This is a genomic window from Pontibaca salina (genome assembly GCF_016307205.1).
Classification (GTDB): domain Bacteria; phylum Pseudomonadota; class Alphaproteobacteria; order Rhodobacterales; family Rhodobacteraceae; genus Pontibaca; species Pontibaca salina.
Map to the genome: position 1 here is coordinate 214,631 of NZ_JAEIJD010000001.1, position 17,682 is coordinate 232,312.

Annotated in this window: 16 protein-coding genes; 4 read left to right on the forward strand and 12 right to left on the reverse strand. The window is 61.2% G+C overall.

Going from position 1 to position 17,682, the window contains the following annotated elements; translation table 11 throughout:
* Window positions 1-17: 17 nt before the first annotated feature.
* Window positions 18-1,568 carry a TRAP transporter large permease gene (locus JAO82_RS01165; RefSeq protein WP_198684495.1) on the reverse strand — a complete coding sequence of 517 codons (1,551 nt, stop codon included), beginning with the start codon at window positions 1,566-1,568 and terminating at the stop codon, window positions 18-20.
* A complete protein-coding gene (locus JAO82_RS01170; RefSeq protein ID WP_198684496.1) occupies window positions 1,565-2,080 on the reverse strand; it encodes a TRAP transporter small permease subunit in 516 nt (171 codons plus the stop codon). Before JAO82_RS01170 ends, JAO82_RS01165 begins: the two co-directional genes overlap by 4 nt.
* Window positions 2,081-2,305: 225 nt before the next feature.
* On the opposite strand from JAO82_RS01170, the gene JAO82_RS01175 reads away from it, so the two are divergent.
* From JAO82_RS01175 to JAO82_RS01185, 3 genes are all read left to right on the forward strand, one after another.
* Window positions 2,306-4,831 carry a heavy metal translocating P-type ATPase gene (locus JAO82_RS01175; protein ID WP_198684497.1) on the forward strand — a complete coding sequence of 842 codons (2,526 nt, stop codon included), beginning with the start codon at window positions 2,306-2,308 and terminating at the stop codon, window positions 4,829-4,831.
* Window positions 4,832-4,845: 14 nt separating this feature from the next.
* The gene (gene cueR / locus JAO82_RS01180; RefSeq protein WP_198684498.1) at window positions 4,846-5,250 is read left to right on the forward strand and encodes a Cu(I)-responsive transcriptional regulator; all 405 of its coding nucleotides are present in this window, start codon (window positions 4,846-4,848) and stop codon (window positions 5,248-5,250) included.
* 117 nt (window positions 5,251-5,367) lie between these two features.
* A complete protein-coding gene (locus tag JAO82_RS01185; RefSeq protein ID WP_198684499.1) occupies window positions 5,368-5,745 on the forward strand; it encodes a bactofilin family protein in 378 nt (125 codons plus the stop codon).
* Between the two features lie 6 nt (window positions 5,746-5,751).
* Here the strand turns inward: JAO82_RS01185 and JAO82_RS01190 are convergent, their stop codons facing one another.
* The 7 genes from JAO82_RS01190 to JAO82_RS01220 all read right to left on the reverse strand — a co-directional run bounded on the left by JAO82_RS01190 (window position 5,752) and on the right by JAO82_RS01220 (window position 14,393).
* The gene (locus JAO82_RS01190; protein WP_198684500.1) at window positions 5,752-7,068 is read right to left on the reverse strand and encodes a M16 family metallopeptidase; all 1,317 of its coding nucleotides are present in this window, start codon (window positions 7,066-7,068) and stop codon (window positions 5,752-5,754) included.
* The gene (locus JAO82_RS01195) at window positions 7,065-8,411 is read right to left on the reverse strand and encodes a M16 family metallopeptidase (RefSeq protein ID WP_198684501.1); all 1,347 of its coding nucleotides are present in this window, start codon (window positions 8,409-8,411) and stop codon (window positions 7,065-7,067) included. Before JAO82_RS01195 ends, JAO82_RS01190 begins: the two co-directional genes overlap by 4 nt.
* 95 nt (window positions 8,412-8,506) lie before the next feature.
* Entirely contained in the window at window positions 8,507-9,028 is a 522-nt protein-coding gene (locus tag JAO82_RS01200) for a DUF3035 domain-containing protein (protein WP_198684502.1), read from the reverse strand.
* Window positions 9,029-9,078: 50 nt separating this feature from the next.
* Complete coding sequence (lspA, locus tag JAO82_RS01205; RefSeq protein ID WP_198684503.1) at window positions 9,079-9,558, reverse strand: signal peptidase II; 480 nt, start codon at window positions 9,556-9,558, stop codon at window positions 9,079-9,081.
* A gap of 9 nt (window positions 9,559-9,567) precedes the next feature.
* Window positions 9,568-11,157 carry a bifunctional phosphoribosylaminoimidazolecarboxamide formyltransferase/IMP cyclohydrolase gene (gene purH / locus JAO82_RS01210; protein ID WP_198684504.1) on the reverse strand — a complete coding sequence of 530 codons (1,590 nt, stop codon included), beginning with the start codon at window positions 11,155-11,157 and terminating at the stop codon, window positions 9,568-9,570.
* A 149-nt stretch (window positions 11,158-11,306) separates the two neighbouring features.
* Window positions 11,307-13,043, reverse strand: a complete 1,737-nt coding sequence (locus JAO82_RS01215; protein ID WP_198684505.1) for a heparinase II/III family protein — start codon at window positions 13,041-13,043, stop codon at window positions 11,307-11,309.
* Between the two features lie 84 nt (window positions 13,044-13,127).
* Window positions 13,128-14,393 (reverse strand): RsmB/NOP family class I SAM-dependent RNA methyltransferase, encoded by a 1,266-nt coding sequence (locus tag JAO82_RS01220; protein ID WP_198684506.1) that lies wholly within the window; start codon window positions 14,391-14,393, stop codon window positions 13,128-13,130.
* A 78-nt stretch (window positions 14,394-14,471) separates the two neighbouring features.
* On the opposite strand from JAO82_RS01220, the gene JAO82_RS01225 reads away from it, so the two are divergent.
* Window positions 14,472-14,654, forward strand: coding sequence for a DUF1674 domain-containing protein (locus JAO82_RS01225; protein WP_198684507.1), 183 nt, complete (start codon window positions 14,472-14,474; stop codon window positions 14,652-14,654).
* A 6-nt stretch (window positions 14,655-14,660) separates the two neighbouring features.
* Here JAO82_RS01225 and JAO82_RS01230 read toward each other — a convergent pair whose 3' ends face one another.
* The 3 genes from JAO82_RS01230 to JAO82_RS01240 all read right to left on the reverse strand — a co-directional run bounded on the left by JAO82_RS01230 (window position 14,661) and on the right by JAO82_RS01240 (window position 17,507).
* A complete protein-coding gene (locus JAO82_RS01230; protein ID WP_198684508.1) occupies window positions 14,661-15,944 on the reverse strand; it encodes a TRAP transporter large permease in 1,284 nt (427 codons plus the stop codon).
* Window positions 15,937-16,452 (reverse strand): TRAP transporter small permease, encoded by a 516-nt coding sequence (locus JAO82_RS01235; RefSeq protein ID WP_198684509.1) that lies wholly within the window; start codon window positions 16,450-16,452, stop codon window positions 15,937-15,939. The genes JAO82_RS01230 and JAO82_RS01235 overlap by 8 nt, the downstream gene beginning before the upstream one ends.
* Window positions 16,453-16,520: 68 nt before the next feature.
* Window positions 16,521-17,507 (reverse strand): TRAP transporter substrate-binding protein, encoded by a 987-nt coding sequence (locus tag JAO82_RS01240; protein ID WP_198684510.1) that lies wholly within the window; start codon window positions 17,505-17,507, stop codon window positions 16,521-16,523.
* Between the last annotated feature and the right edge of the window lie 175 nt (window positions 17,508-17,682).

Sequence of the window (17,682 nt, forward strand, 5' to 3'; positions counted from 1 at the left end):
CCTGTGTTAGAATATTGTCAGTTCCCGAATATCAGATCGGGCAGCCACGTGGCCAGCGACGGGAACGCAATCAGCAGACCCAAGCCCAGCAATTGCAGCAAGACGAACGGCGCGACTCCTGTATAAATGTCGGCCGTGGTGATGTGACGCGGCGCCGTCGAGCGGAAGTAAAACAGCGCGAAGCCGAAGGGCGGCGTAAGAAAGCTGGTCTGCAGATTCATCGCCAGCAGCACCCCGAACCACACCGGCGAAATGTCACTGCCCAATATCGGCGGCCCGAGCAGCGGCACGACGATATAGATGATCTCGACCGCCTCAAGAATGAAACCCAGCACAAACACGATGGCCATAACGACAATCAGCGCACCCCATGTGCCACCAGGGATCTCTGCCATCGCTTCCATCACCAATTCCGCGCCGCCGAATCCCCGAAATACCAGCGCCAATAGTGACGCCGCAACCACGATGCCGAACACCATGCCGGAAATACGCAACGTGTCACCCAACGCCCCTTGCAAAAGACCGCCGCTCCATAATCGGATGCCAGCCACCAACACGCCCAGAACCATCAGCAGCGCCAATATCGCTGCAATGACGCCCAGCGCCGCGCTTTCGGTATTCGCACCGCTGAACAAGCGCAGCGCCATCAATGCGAATGCCGCCGCGACCGCCAGCAGGACCAGCCCGCGCCCGATGCCTTTTACTCCGCTGCGATAGCCCGCCAGCATCAGCGCGCCAACAGCGCCCAGCCCGGCGGCTTCGGTTGTGGTGGCAATTCCGGCCAGAATCGAACCCAGTACCGCCAAGATCAACAGCAAAGGCGGGGCGAAACTCGACAGGATTTCACTGCTGCGCACCGAGGCCATGGCCGGGCCGTGGGACTTTGGCTGCCCAGACATCGGGCGTAAGCATACGAAAATGTAGATCGCGTAGAGGCCGACGAGCATTAGCCCCGGCAACAATGCGCCGGCGAACAGATCCCCCACCGACACCGGATCGGGGGCGAAATTTCCCGCCTGTTGCTGTGCCTCAAGATAGGTGTTGCCGATCTGATCGCCCAGCAAAACCAGCAGAATCGATGGTGGGATAATCTGACCCAGCGTGCCACTGGCACAGATGATCCCGGTTGCCAGCCGTTTGGGAACGCCCGCTTCCAGCATCGTTGGCAGGCTGATCAGCACCAGCATCACCACCGTTGCCCCGACAATACCGGTCGAGGCGGCGATGATCGTCGAAAATGCCAGAACCGACAACGCCATGCCGCGGGACGATCCGCCCAGCATTCGGCCCAGAACCTTGAGCATCGACTCGGCCAGACGGGATTTTTCCAGCAACACGCCCATCAGCACAAAAAGCGGCACCGCCATCAAAAGCGGATTGGACATCATCCCGAAGACACGCGCCGGAAAGAACTTGAGGAAACCGATGTCAAAAACACCGGCTAGGCTGCCCAGCAATGCGGTCAATAACGGCACACCGGCAATCGCCAGCATCACCGGAATACCGCTCAGAATCCCCGCGAACAGCGCCAGCATCATCCCCAGCAGGAAAACCTCGTGCGCGATCATTGCTGCATCTCTTCCCGGTCCAGATGGGTAATACGGGGGTCCAGCAACACCGCAATCGCCTGCAAAATCATCAGGACACCCGCCAGAGGAACCATCGTCTTGACCAGATAAATGCCCCCTAAGCCTCCGGTTTCGATCGCGCCTTCGCGGATCGACCAGCTATATGCAAGATCGGGCAACCAGGCCCATGCCAGCAGACCGAAAACCGGGATCACGAAGGCGAATAGCGCGACAATATCGGCGATACGCCCATAGCCTTGGGGCATCCGCTCGGCGAAGACCTCGACCCGGACATGACCGCCACGCCGCAGGCAATAAGGCAGTGACAGGATCGCCAGAACAGCAAAGGCATAACCGCCAAGGTTTTGCAGCTTTACGAACCCGGTATCGAACCCGAACCGCAGGATCACGACGCTCAGGATCGTCCCGGTCAGAACCAGACAGGCCAGCGCGCACAGCAACGCGGTGATCCGATCAAGCGCCTGACAAATCGTCAGATAGATCGCGCGCAAAACTACCTCCGTTGCTGGCCATGTCCTATCCGATTAGCATCATCCGGCGCCCATGACCACGTTCGGATGCACCGGCTCGGAACCCTCCAGATTAATTTCCGGGCCGTTGTAACTGCGCATTCTGGTGATGCAAGGCAGGACATTCGCGCTGCGATAGTTTTGTTCAAGCCCTTGACCCTCCAGTTACTGGAACCATTATCTATTTTGCGAACACAGCCAATAGGGATGAGTCTTGTGATCCGCGAAATTTATCTAACAGTACAGATCGACGGCCTAACCTGCGCGTCTTGCGTCAAGCGGACACAAAAGGCGCTGGCCGAAGTGCCGGGCGTTCAACAGGCCGATGTCAATCTGGCCTCGGAGAGCGCCACCTTGCGCTTTTCCGGTGCTGCCGATGCGGTCGCGGTCCGGGATGCGCTGGATAGGGCCGGCTATCCTGCCCGCATTGACCGGGCGATCCTGAATATTCAGAATATGAATTGCGCGTCATGTGTTGGACGAGTGGACAAGGCGCTGGCGGCGGTGGCTGGCGTGCTTGAGGTCAACGTCAACCTTGCCGCGGAAACTGCCACTGTGACATATCTTGCGGGTCACGTCACGGCGCAGGAATTGGCGCGAACCGCCACCCAGGCAGGTTATCCGGCACGACTGCAAGATAACGCCACCGCTAGCAGCGACGCCCATGACCGCAAAGAAGCCGAAGCATCCGAGCTTGCGCGGCGCGTCCTGTTCGCGGCAGTGCTAGCGCTGCCGGTTTTCGTGCTCGAAATGGGCGGCCATATGGTGCCCGCCTTTCACGACTGGATTGCGCGAACGATCGGCATGCAAAGCAGTTGGATCATCCAGTTCACTCTGACGACGCTGGTGCTGATCGGACCCGGACGGCAATTCTATACCAAGGGCTTTCCGGCGCTGCTGCGCGGCGCGCCCGATATGAACAGCCTTGTGGCGGTCGGAACTGCCGCCGCTTACGGGTTTTCGGTAATCGCGACCTTTGCGCCGGAAATATTGCCGCAAGGCACCCAAGCGGTTTATTTCGAGGCGGCGGCGGTGATTGTCGTGCTGATCCTTGTGGGGCGCTGGCTGGAAGCACGTGCCAAAGGCCGCACCGGCGAAGCAATCCATAAGCTGCTGAATTTGCAGTCGAAGACCGCAACACTGATGCGCGATGGTGATATGGTCGAAATTCCCGTCGATCAGGTACAGACCGATGATACACTGTTGGTCCGCCCCGGCGAACGCATTGCCGTGGATGGGATCGTCACCGATGGTGAAAGCCATGTCGATGAAAGCATGATCACCGGCGAGCCGCTGCCGGTGTCAAAGGCCTCGGGCGACGAGGTGGTCGGCGGCACCGTCAACACCGCTGGCAGCTTTCGCTTTCGCGCCACCCGAGTCGGGGCAGATACCACGCTGGCGCAGATCATCCGCATGGTCGAACAGGCGCAAGGCGCGAAACTCCCGATTCAGGGGGTGGTGGACCGGGTCACGCTGTGGTTCGTTCCGGCAGTGATTGCGACCGCAGCCCTCACCGTGCTGATCTGGCTCTTGTTCGGCCCCGCTCCGGTGCTGTCCCATGCGCTGGTGGCGGGGGTTGCGGTGCTGATCATCGCCTGTCCCTGCGCGATGGGGTTGGCGACGCCGACCTCGATCATGGTCGGCACCGGGCGCGCGGCGGAAATGGGCGTACTGTTTCGTAAGGGCGACGCGTTGCAGGCCTTGCAGGGCATTGACGTAGTGGCTTTCGACAAGACTGGAACTTTGACCGAAGGCCGCCCCGAAGTGACCGACATTCATCTTGCCGGTGAACTGGGCGAAGACGAGGTTCTGCGCCTGTCCGCCGCTGCCGAATCCGCCTCGGAACACCCCATCGCACAGGCGTTTTTGCGCGCCGCCGATGCGCGCGGGCTGGATCTGCCCGCAGCGTCGGAGTTTGCCTCGATTACAGGCCACGGACTGCGCGCCACAGTCGAGAGGCGGCAGGTGCTGATTGGTGCAGATCGGCTGATGATCCGTGAAAACATCGATATGCAGGGGTTGGACGCGACCGCCGCCGATCTGGGCGGCGCGGGCAAAACACCGCTCTATGTGGCGATTGACGGAAAGATCGCAGCGGCCATCGCGGTGGCCGATCCGTTGAAACCGGCCACCAATGCCGCCATTGCCGCGCTGCACGAACAGGGGCTGAAAGTTGCGATGATCACCGGCGACAACCGCGCCACGGCGCAGGCGATCGCAACCCGCATCGGCATTGATCACGTGGTCGCCGAGGTGGCGCCTGAGGGCAAGGTCACCGCTCTCGATACGTTACGCGAAGATGGCAGAAAAGTTGCTTTCGTCGGCGACGGGATCAACGATGCGCCCGCTTTGGCCCATGCGGATATCGGGCTGGCCATTGGCACCGGCACCGATGTCGCCATCGAGGCCGCCGATGTGGTGCTGATGTCTGGGGATCTGCGCGGCGTGGTCAATGCCTTCGACATCTCGGCCCGCACCATGCACAACATTCACCAAAACCTGTTCTGGGCTTTTGGCTATAATACCGCGCTAATCCCGGTTGCGGCGGGCCTGCTCTATCCGGCCCTTGGGATGTTGCTCTCACCGATGCTGGCCGCCGGCGCAATGGCGCTTTCCAGTGTCTTCGTTCTGGTCAATGCCTTGCGCCTACGCCGTGTGCGCCCCGTCCTGTCCGAAACCGACACGCCGGCGCGGGGGAGAAGCCCTGCCCCTCACCCTGCCCCGGCGCAATGAAAGGAAACGCTCCCATGAAAATCGGTGAAGTTGCCGAACGATCAGGCCTACCAGCCAAGACAATCCGCTATTATGAGGACATCGCCCTCGTCACTCCAAAACGCGGCGGAAATGGCTATCGCCGTTTTGCCGAAACCGATCTGCACAAGCTGACCTTTCTGGGCCGGGCTCGGTCTTTGGGGTTTTCCATCGAAGACTGCCGCAATTTGCTGGCCTTATACGATGACCGCAGCCGTGCGAGCGCCGACGTAAAGGCGATTGCCCAAGGCCATCTGGCCCGGATTGAAAGCAAGCTGGCAGAACTGGAGGCAATGCGCGCCACTCTGACCCATCTGGTCCATGAATGTGCTGGCGATCAGCGCTCCTTCTGCCCGATCCTCTCCGATCTCGCGGCAGGGATCGAACAAGACGCTGATTGACCAAGCCGGGCGCTTTGACATCCCGCGTCGAATAATATGGTTTCTTATTTTGCTTGACCGGAAACTTGCGGTTAAGCTCTGCCTGAATTGGGCTAGCGCGAAGGGCTGCCCACCGCAATGAACGGACGTGATACCATGGCCTTGACCGCCCCATACCCCAGCAACGATGAGCACGACGCCACTGGTGATCGCTCGGTCCTTAGCCGTCACTCAAAAATCACCGGTGATCTGGAATTTCCGGGTCGGGTGGAAATCCTTGGCCGGATCGACGGTAAGGTCATCGCCGACACGGTCGTTATCGGTGAGCCGGGCGAGATCGATGGCGGGATCTCGGCGAAATCCATCGCCATCAAAGGCCGCGTCAACGGCGAGATCAGCGGCGATTCGGTGACCTTACATACCGGCGCGAAGGTCAATGGCACGGTTAGCTATCAGCATCTGGTGATCGAAACCGGCGCTGAGGTCGAAGCGCAGATCGCCATGCGACGCAAATAGCGAAACCTATTGGATCGCGTCTGAATCCAACCCGTCAGGCCGCCCCACCACCACAAAATGCAATTGCTCGGGGCGCAGAAGTTCGCTTGCGACGCGGTTGATTTCGTCCAGAGTCACCGCATTCACCATATCATTGCGCGTGGCGATATAATCGATGGGAAGTCCTTGCATCTGCATGCCAACCATGATGCCCGCGATCCGGGCATTCCCATCGAAGCGCAGTGGATATGCACCAGTCAGATAGGTCTTGGCCTTGTCCAGCTCGTCCTGTGTTACACCATTTTCCGCCAAATCCGCCCATTCCGCACGGATCACCTCCACTGTTTCGGCCATGCGGTTGTTGGCCGACGCGACACCGCCCATGTAAAGTGCCGCAAGATCCCGCGGGGCGAGATAGGTATAGACACCATAGGTCAGGCCACGCTTTTCGCGTACCTCCTGCATCAGGCGGCTTTCGAACGACCCGCCGCCAAGGATTTGGTTCAAGATATAGGCCGCAAAGAAGTCGGGATCGTCGCGATCGATGCCCTGCTGGCCGAACACGGCGACCGATTGCGGTGTATCGAAATCGATCACGGTGGTGCCACCGGTGATGTCAACCTTGGCCAGCGGCGGTATCGGCGCACCGGACTCGGGAAGGTCGGCTAACAAGTCGTCAACAAGCTTGCCCAGTTCTTCGGCGGTTATGTCGCCCACCGCCCCGATATAAAGACGGTCGCGCGCGAATACCGCGCCATGCGCCGCCAACAGATCCTCGCGGCTCAGCGCGGCAACTGATTCAAGCGTCCCTTTGCCGTCCGAACCGTAGGGGTGGCCGTCAAAAGCCATCTGCGAAAACGCGTTCGAAGCGATGGCGTTGGGCCGTTTCAGATCCGAGGACAGGCCCGAGAGCACCTGCGCCCGCACCCGCTCGACCGCCTCTGGATCAAAGCGGGGAGCATGGATGGCCTGACGCAACAGGGCAACGGCTTCATCGCGGTTTTCGGTCAGGAAACGGGCCGAGATTGAGACGTAATCCGAATTTGCGTCATAGCCGATACTGGCCGCCACCTCTTCCAGAGCACGGGCATAGCTGCGCGCATCCAGATCGCCTGCGCCTTCCTCAAGCAGCCCGGTCATCAGATAGACCGCACCACGTTTGTCCTCGGGGTCAAGCGATGTTCCGCCACGAAACCGCAGTTCCAAAGCGGTGAACGGGATTTCATGTTCCTCGACCAGCCAGGCGGTGATGCCTTCAGGCGAGGTGATTTCAGCGATGTCGACCTCGGCCCAAGCGGGCAAGGACAGCAGCGTCAGAGCGAGTGCTGCGAACAGGCGTTTCATTGGCTTACCTCTTGTTCCCGCACCAGCCAACCGGTCACCGAGGCCTCGGGACGCAGCACCGCGCGCGCAGCGGCAATGATGTCTTCGCCGGTGATCGACTGGATCACGTCGGGCCAGCCCTGAATGTCGTCAATGGTCAATCCGATGGCCAGCGCGCTGCCATAGCGGTTGGCCAGCCCATTCACATTATCCCGCGCATAGATCTGTGCTGCGCGCAATTGCAGCTTGATCCGGTCAAGTTGTTCGGGATCGACACCGGTTTCAATGAAGTCCGCCAGCACCGTGTCCAGCGCCGTCTCAACCTGTTCTAGACTGATGCCTTCCGCCGGGATCACCGCAAGGTCGAATGTGGTTTGGTCCAGTCTCGTCCCGCTATAGAATGCGCCGGTATAAATCGCCACCGGTTCATCGAATTGCAGCTTTTCGGCCAACACCGATGTGGTCCCACCGCCCAATACCTCGGCCAGCAAAGTCAGCGCTGCGGCTTTTTCCTGTGCCCCCCTCTTGCGCGCGGGTGCAAGGTAAGAGCGGCTGACATAGGGTTGCGCCACCCGTGCATCACTGAATTTCAGGCGACGTGCAGCCCGTTGCGGCGGCTCCTGCGCACGCACGCGCGGCGGCAGATCGAGGTTGGCCGCGATCACACCATAGGTCTTTTGCGCCATTTCCCGAACCGCATCCGGATAAACATCGCCCGCAACGACCAAAATCGCATTATTGGGTGCGTAAAAGCTGCGATAGAAACCCAGCGCATCGTCCAGGTCCAACGCTTCCATTTCGTGCCGCCAGCCGATCACCGGGCTGCCATAGCGGCTGTTGTAATACTGCACCGCGTTCATCTGTTCGCCAAACAAGGCACGAGGATTGTTTTCGACGCGCTGGTTGCGTTCCTCAAGAATGACGTCCCGTTCGGTCGCGACTACATCCTTGGTCAGGCGCAGATTGACCATCCGGTCGGCCTCCATCTGCATCATCAGTTCCAGACGGTCGGCGGCGACACGCTGGAAATAGGCCGTGTAATCATAGCTGGTAAAGGCATTGTCCTGCCCGCCATTGGCCGCGACGGTGGCAGAGAATTCTCCCGCTGCCATCGTGTCGGTGGCTTTGAACAGCAGATGTTCCAGAAAATGTGCGACCCCCGACGATCCGGGCGGTTCATCCGCCGATCCGGCGCGATACCAGACCATTTGCTGCACGACCGGGGCGCGATGATCCTCGATCACCACGACCTGCATACCATTGTCCAGTTCAAAACTGGTCACCGCCTCGGATCCGGCATCTGCGGCCAGCGCAATTTGCGTCAAGGTGAGCAGAGCGACGAAAGACACAAAAACGCGCAACATCGGACATCCTCTCTTGGCAGGCGGAGCCAGTGACCCTGCAACGCGGATTGCGCGGGTTCAAGTACGGCTGTCGCAAACGTGAATGCTGGGCCCTGCTATTGAGCAGTCTCGGGCGGAGCCGAGGGGGTGGCCAATCCTTGGCCACGCGCCTGACGGGTTACGCTGAACGGATCAAGCGCCTGTTTTCGATAGGCTTGTTCATAGCGGTCAACCGGAAACAGGCGGAAACTCGACATCCGGGCCTGACGCTGACGAAACGCGGCATCCTCGGCGGCCAGCACCGCGCGGGTGTTCTCCGGCACCCCGTAACGCCCGGCCTGCGCCACTAGCGCCGCATCCGAGGCCGGAACAGCCCCCGTAGGATTCAACGCAGCGGCGCTGCCACCCAGCGACGCCACCGCCTCGCCCGGCGGATTGGTATCGACCAGATTACCCTGCCCCGGCGCAGGGGGCGGCAGGGCTGAGATGTTACTTGGCATGCTCAGCGGTTTGACCGGCAGGACCATGAATTCCTCGGGCCCGTCAGAGGGGCTTTGCAAACTGCGCAACCCTCGGTCGGCACAGCCCGCCAGAACCAAAGTTGTCGTCAAAATGGTTGCACCCAGTGCCATCCGCATGGCCACTCTCCTGCCTGTTTGGTTGCTTCTAACCCATTCCGTCAGCGACGTCACGGGGCGTTTTTGCGTCGCGTCCCGGTATCGAACACCAACAACCCAAGGGCCCCGGCAAAGATGAAGACATCCGCCAGATTGAACACAAACGGATTATTGATCCCGCAACAGGACATGTTGAGAAAATCCAGAACATAGCCATAGACCAGCCGGTCCAGCACGTTGCCCAGCGCCCCGCCCACCAGCAGGCCACCACAGATCAGCATGATTGGCCGCCGGTGCCAGCGCCGCACCCACCAGATCACCGCCACCGAGATCGCCAGCGAAAACACGATCAGCAGCCAACGCGACAGGTCGGAATCGCTGTCGAGCAGCCCGAAATTGATGCCCCGGTTCTCGCCATAGCGAAAGTTCAGCAGCGGCGGCAGCACGTCGATCGCCCGGACCCGCGCCAGATCCATCCAGTGCACGACCATCCACTTACTAAGCTGGTCGATCAAGAACGCGGCAAACCCTGACGCGAAAAAGAGCATCATTCCGGTCCCCTAGTGCCGGAAATGGCGCATGCCGGTAAACACCATCGCCAGCCCCGCCGCGTCCGCCGCCGCGATCACCTCGTCGTCACGCATTGATCCGCCGGGCTGGATGACCGCGCGTGCGCCCGCTTCGGCCGCCGTGATCAACCCGTCAGCAAAGGGAAAGAACGCATCCGAAGCCACTACCGCCCCTTGCGTGAGCGGCGCGTCCAGCCCCAATGTTTCGGCCATATCGGCGGCCTTGCGCGCCGCGATCCGGGTGCTGTCCACGCGGCTCATCTGCCCGGCCCCGACGCCAACGGTCGCGCCGCCATTGACATAGACGATGGCATTCGACTTCACATGTTTGGCGATCTTCCACGCAAACAGCAAATCAGCCAGTTCGTCCGGCTCGGGCGCACGTTTGGTCACCACTTTCAGATCCCCCGGCCCCACATGGCCGGTATCCTTGTCCTGCACCAGAAAGCCGCCCGACACCTGCCGCCATGTCAGCGCGCCGGCACGGGGATCGGCCAGACCGGCGGTGGTCAGAAGGCGCAGGTTTTTCTTTTCGCCAAAGATGCGCAACGCATCAGCGTCAGCGCCGGGCGCAATCACGACTTCGGTAAAGATACCAGCGATTTCCTCGGCGGTTTCGCCATCCAGCGGCTGGTTCAGCGCAATGATCCCGCCAAAGGCGCTGGTGCGATCGCAGTCAAAAGCCCGCTGATAAGCCTGTTTCAGCGTGTCGCCTCGCGCCACTCCGCACGGATTGGCATGTTTGATGATCGCGCAGGCCGGGCCGTCGTCAGGCGCGAATTCGCTGACCAGCTCAAATGCCGCGTCGGTGTCGTTGATGTTATTATAGGACAGCTCCTTGCCCTGATGCTGGGTTGCCGTCGCAACGCCGGGGCGGTTACTGCCGTCGGTATAAAACGCGGCGCGCTGGTGCGGGTTCTCGCCATAGCGCAGCTTCTGCGCCAGCGTCCCGGCTACGGCGCGGCGACGAGGGGTGTCCGCGCCGATTGCCTGAGCCATCCAAGTGCTGACCGCCGCGTCATAGGCAGCGGTGCGGGCATAAGCGATTTGCGCCAGCTTGCGGCGGTACACCAGCGAGGTCGCGCCGTCATGCTGATCCATATCGGCCAGAAGCGCATCGTAATCCGCGACATCCACAACCACCGTGACGAAAGCGTGGTTTTTAGCTGCCGCGCGGATCATCGCGGGGCCGCCGATGTCAATATTTTCGATACAGGTGTCGTAATCCGCGCCCTTGGCCACGGTATCTTCGAACGGGTAGAGATTGACCACCAATAGGTCGATTGCGCCAATCCCGTGTTCGTCCATCGCGGTGCGGTGGGCGGCATCATCGCGCAGCGCCAGCAACCCGCCATGCACCGCCGGGTGCAGGGTCTTGACCCGCCCGTCCATCATTTCGGGAAAGCCTGTCACCTCAGCGACGTCGCGCACGGCCAGCCCGGCATCACGCAGCGCCGTGGCAGTGCCGCCGGTCGAAAGCAGTTCGACCCCGCGCTTTGCCAACGCCCGGCCGAGATCGATCAGCCCGGTCTTGTCGGAAACGGAAAGCAGCGCGCGGCGGATTGGGTTCTGGTCGGTCATTGTGGTCCCCGGATAGGTGTCTGTCAGGATCGAAGCGGGCAATGGACCGGCCTCGTTCGAAATGCATAGGCGATTACGCCGTTGGATAGAAGCACCGGATCGGCACCGCAATGCGGTTTTCACGCGCATGGCCGGTTTGTGCGTTTAGTTCAATCGTCATCCAGCCCATCGTCGCGGTGCAAATCGCGCAGGGCTGTCGGGCTGTCATGCGCCTTGGACAGCGCCCAGCGCACGCGCGTGGCGTGATCGCGTGCCCGCCCCGTCAGAACGATTTGCCGCGTTGGGCGCGGGTTTAGCCGATCACTCTGCATATACATGCTGGGCTCTAACGATAGCGCGGCATTTTTGTCATGGCGAAATTCCCATTCTTCACCGCTGTTCAGTGTCATCAACACGGTCGCCCCTTCCGCATCCAGAGCGGCGTCTACATCCGGGTGCAGATGTAGGCGGATCGCGAATTCCACCCCCGACAGTCCGACCCGATCGATCACGCGATCAAACCGCCGCCTGTCTGTCTGCTCGACCGCCAGCAGCATGTCTTCCCCCGTGAGCATCCGTCCCTCAAAATCCAGTGTCAGACTGCGCACATGGGTCAGGCCGAATTCGCGGAGATAACCGTCATGCCCGGCCTGAAAGCATGTGCCTCGGGGCGTGACCGTGCATTCGACGGGAACATTGACCGGCGGCTGGATCAATGGCTCGCGCCCCTTGACCGGCTTCGCAAGCCGAGCGCTAGAGTAGCGCCCGAGGCTAAGTGTCGAGTGCGACGGGGTCGCCCGCCCGGCCCGCAGCCATTCCGGCCCGAACGATGCCCCGGATCCGCAATTGACGATCAAAGGACGCCGTCCCGAGGTCAGTTCAAACGCCAGCGTCGAAGCGTGGGCGTCATATCCCATCGCGCCGGAAGGCGGCGGGCTGGCATCGATGATAACACTGGTGCGCCGCGCAGACAGGCGGGCATAGCCCATGGCCAGATCTTGGCTATGGCGCGGGCGCGTATGACTGGCGACCAGCGCCTGATCCAGCCGCCCCTCGCTGCCCTGCCCGCCGCCATGAAAACGCGCCAGCCCGCCATCGGCGTGGCGCAACCCGCGCAGGGTTGGCGCAATGCGCTCGATTGCGGCGGAATGGGCCTGCGAGATACCGCGCCCGGCGTCATGCAGCGCCCTTCCCGCCAATGTCAGCATTGTGAACACCTCAAGCAGCGCCTCGGGGTTGCGCGTGGGCAGCCCGCCCTGCGCATCGATCACCGTTTCACATTCACGGATCAAGCCGCGCACCGCCGGATCAGCCAGATCCTCTTTTCCCTTGAGCAGCAAACCGGCATGCAGCAACCCGGTCAGTGCCTCAATCCGGGGCAATCCCGGCGCAGCCCCTTGCCAGCGTTTGGACAGAAACCATGCCTGATGCGTCAACGCGCAAAAGAATCTATCCTGCTCCACCCGTGCCTGTTTTCCGAGCAGGAAACCCGCGTGATTGATCCAGCGCAGAACCCTCCGTCCGGTCAGTTCCGGCACCCATCCCGGCCCCTGCCCCGCACCGTAGCGATCGATCCACCCCCACAACCAGCGCTGTGCCTTTTCGCGCGCCTTCCGGTCGCCCACCGCCGCAAGATCATCAAGCCAGACAAACCCTTGCCGTTCAGCTTCAAAGGCGGGCGCGGGCGGTTTCACCTCCCACAACCCGGTATCCTGCGACTCAACCAGATATCCGGCCAATAGCAACTTGCCCGCCACCACTTGCTGCCCGCGCGCGGAACTGCCGATAATGCGTGGCTCAGGGTGCGAAACGAACCCGTCTGCGCCCGCCTGCCGCCGCGCAAGCCGCGCATAGGCCCGGTTCAAGAACCGGGCGCCACAGCCTGGGAAAGAGACGGAATTGGACATTGCTCAAGGGCCTCGCACGCTCTCAAGGCGTTTGCCCGCACCATAGACGGCACGGCCAGCCAAGTCACCGCCGAAACCGGATCGTCAAACCGCTTTGCGCAGGCAGGCGATATAAAATCCGTCCATTCCGCCCAGATCGAGCCAATAATCCGGTCGCAAGCGCAACCCGCCCTCAGATGTGATCCACTCGGGATCGACCCCCGGCAGCGCCAATGCGTCACGGTCCACCGATAGACCGGGAAGCGTGGCAAGCGCATGGTCCACTTGCGCTTCGCCCTCGTCCGGCAACAGCGAACAGGTGCAGAAAACCAGACGGCCACCGGGTTTCAGCAGGGTCCAGGCATGGGCCAGCATCTGCGTCTGCAAGTCGATCAACGCGCCGAATTCCGAGCCGTCTTTGGCAAAGGGCAGATCGGGATGGCGGCGCATTGTGCCGGTGGCCGAACAGGGGGCGTCCAGCAGGATCGCGTCATATTCGCCGGTCTGCTCCAAAGCATCGCCAATGCGGATTTCGGCGCTCAGACCGGTACGGCCTAAATTGTCACGCAAGCGCTGCGTCCGCGCCTCGGAAATATCCACCGCCACCACATCCGCGCCCGTGGCGGCGAGTTGCAGCGTCTTGCCCCCCGGCGCGGCGCAAAGGTCCAGCACGGTTTCACCTTGCTGCGCATTCAAGACCCGAGCGGGCAAGGCAGCGGCGGCATCCTGCACCCACCAGTCGCCCAAGCGATAACCCGGCAATGCCGTGATCTGCCCCGGAGCATCCAATCGCAGCGATCCGGTCGGCAGTTCCAACGCGCTTAGTGCAGCGCCGGAAACGCCCGGTTTCATGATGATATCCAGCGGTGCGCCAGCAAGATGGGCGCGTTCCATCGCCGCCACGGCGTCGCCTCCCCATGCCGCCACTAACGGATTGCGCAACCATTTAGGCAGCCGGGGCGCGCGCAGCAGAGTCCAGCCCTCGGGCCCCTCAACCGCAATCTTGCGCAGCACCGCGTTGACCAGCCCCTTCAACTTGGCATGGCGCTTATGCGTGCCGACGATCTCGACCATGGCGTTGACGACACCATGCGCAGCCTCGCCCTGACACAGTTCGACCGTGCCCAGACGCAAGGCATTGCGCACGCTTAGCGGCGGGTTCTTGCGCAGATGCTTTTGCAACAGCCGGTCGGCGCGCTCCAGCCCGCGCAGGGTTTGCGTCGCCAGCCGTTGGGCGCGGGCGCGGTCCTCGGGGGACAGATGATCAAGCGCACCGGCCGAGAGGATCTCCGCAATCAGACGCCCCTCTCCCAAGACCTGATCCAGCATGTGGATCGCACTACGCCGCGCTGCTGTACCGCTGTCTGCCATGTCCGATCCTCCGTTGCGTTCGCCTTGCCCTTACTGACCGGGCGCATATATCATGAGGGCGCTACAAAGGAACCCGTCATGAGCGACAGCACAGAGAACACGCTGCCCCCCGCCGCCCAGCGCGCATTGGCCGAGGCCGCAGCCCGCCGCAAGGAAGCAGATGCCGCGCCCAAACCACCCGTTGAACTGGGCGGGCGCGATGGATTGGACCCGGTGCGTTATGGCGATTGGGAAAAGAAGGGTCTGGCGATCGATTTCTGAGCGCACCTAAAGCCCACTAATCCGTGGCAGCCATGTGGACAGTTGCGGCACGAAGGTCAGCAATAACAGCAAGGCCAGCCCGGCCAAAAAAAACGGTGGCAACTCGCGGATCAGCGCGCCGGGGCGCATATTTGCGGCAGACGACACCACATAGATCAGCGCCCCGACCGGAGGCGTGGCCAGACCCATCGTCAAATTGACAATCACAACAATGGCAAAATGGTTGGGGGCGATCCCCAGCGCGTGGCTGATTGGGGCTAGGATCGGCACTAGGATCATGACCCCGGGCAGCGGGTCCATAAACAGGCCGAACACCAGCAAAAGCAGGTTTACCGCCAGCAGGAACATCACCGGGCTGAGCTCCCAGCCGATGATGGTGGCAGCCAGATCATGCGGGATGCCCTCAATGATGAGCACCCAGGCAAAAGCCCGCGCAGCACCAAGGATCAGCAACACCGCCGAACTGACCAAGGCGGCGCGCAGGATGATGTCGGGCAGGTCGCGCAGTCGCAGCGAGCGATAAATGAACATGCCGCAGATCAAGGCGTAAAACACTGCAATCACCGAGGCCTCGGTGGGCGTGAAAATGCCAAAGCGAATGCCCCCGACCACCAGCACGATCAGGAATAATGCGGGCAAGGCCAGCGCCGTGGTGCGTATCATCGCGACCGCGCCGGGGCGGGTGCCGGTGCCCAGATACCCCCGCTTGCGGGCGATGATCGCATTGGTCGCCAACATCGCCGCCGTGATCAGAAGTCCCGGCACAATCCCGGCCATGAACAGCGAACCAACCGAAACATTGTCATCCTGCATGGCATAGATGATCATCGTGATCGACGGTGGGATGATCGGCCCGACGATGGCGCTGGAAATCGTCAGCGCACCAGCATAGGCGCGATCATAACCGCCCTTCTCCATCATGCGGATCATCATTGTCCCCGGCCCTGCGGCATCGGCCAGCGCCGAGCCGGAAATCCCGGCGAACAAGGTCGACGAAATTACGTTGGCATGGCCCAGCCCGCCCCGCAAATGACCGACAAATTGGGCGGCAAAACGCAAAAGGTGATGGGTGATCGCGCCGCCGGTCATCAATTCGGCCGCCAAGACAAAGAACGGCACCGCCAGCAACGGGAAGGAATCCAACCCCGCGAACATTTCTTTGACGACGACGATATTGGGGTAATTGCTGGCAAAGGTGATCGCGCAAAACACGGCGATGGCCATGGCGAAGGCCACCGGCAATCCCAGCGCCATCAGCAGGAACAGGGCGGGAAACAGAATTTCAGCCACTCGCGGCCTCGGTCTGCGCCGCGCCACTGGGCGCGTCGCGATAAGTGCCTGCGGTGATGAATTGCCGAGCGATCAGCAGCAGGTGCACGGCCAGCAGTGCGAAACCGATCGGCATCGCGGCATAGACATAGTTGAACGGCAAGCGCAGCGCCGGGCTTTTCTGGAACTGCATCCGGGTCATGTAATCCTGCCCAGCCCAGATCATGAACAGGAAGAAGGCCAGCAATGTCAGCACGATCAAGCTTCGCAGCACGATCTGCGCGCGGGTCGGGATCGCATCTTGCAGATTGGTGATGGCGACATGTCCCCCGGTCCGCAGCGCCAGACCCGCGCCGATAAAGGTCAGCCAGATCATCAAATAACGCGCGACCTCATCCGCCCATGGCAGGGAGGCATTGGTGGTATAACGCAGCGCAACATTGGTGCCGACGACAAGCGCCATAGCGGCCAGCATCCCGATCACTGCCCAACGATTCAAGCCGACAAGGGCGCGTTCAAAGCTGCGCATGGCGTTGGTCCTATCTGCGAATTCCGACTCTGCCGGAACCGGGTGTCAGCACCGGCCCCGGCAAGAAATCATTCGGCGGCGATGATGCGCTCGATCAGATCCTTGTCATACATGTCATAATAGGACTCATAGGCGCCCTGCACGGCTTGCTGGAAAGCCGCCTTTTCTTCGGTCGACAATTCGCCAACTTCCATGCCCCGCTCCTTCAGCGTCGCAACGCCATCAGTTTCAACATCATCGACGAACCCGCGCATCGCGACCACGGCCTCGGTTGCGCCCTTTTCAAAGGCCGCCTTGTCGGCATCGCTCAGCCCGTCCCAAAAGGGTTTGGACACCAGCAGCATCGCCGGCGAATAGACATGGCCTGACAGGGTCAGATATTTCTGAACCTCGTCCAGCTTGACCGACACGATCACCGAGAGCGGGTTTTCCTGCCCGTCGATCACGCCCTGTTGCAATGAGGAAATCACCTCGGGCCAGGCCATCGGAGTCGGTGCCGCGCCCAAGGTGTTGAACGCTTTGAGATGCACCGGATTTTCCATGGTGCGGATTTTCAAACCCTTGACGTCTTCGGGCGTTGAAATCGGATTGCGGTTGTTGGTGATGTGGCGAAATCCCTGCTCGCCCCATGCCAGGGCGTGCAGGCCCACATTGTCGAATTTGGCCAAGATTTCCGCACCAATAGGGCCGTCCAAAACACCGCGGGCATGATCCAGATCACGAAACAGGAACGGAATGTCGAAAACACCGGTTTCCGGCACAAAATTGGCCAGCGTCCCCGAGGACACGATGGTGGCTTCGACGGTGCCGATCTGAAGCCCCTCGATCACCTCGCGCTCACCACCCAGACCGGACGACGGGAAATGTTTGAAATCGAATTTGCCGTCGGTTTCGGCGGTCACGACCTCATCCCATTTTTCGGCAGCGACCCCATAATGCGAATTTGGTGCCAAGGCGTAACCGATCTTGACCCCGGTTTGCGCAAGCACCGATCCTGCAACTAATATCAGTGCGGCAGACCCCGCCAGCAGGCGGGAGGGAAAGTAAATCGACATGATCGTGTCCTTTCGGGATGATGACCTGCGGAAATTGCTAATCATCTTGACATGAACAGGCAAGGGATCGGCATCGCCTAATGCCCCCGCGCCTACAATTACCGAGGTTCCGTGGTCGCTTTCGACGATGCAATTCCCGCCCATCTCCACGGGAGTGGTAAAACGCGCGATTTAA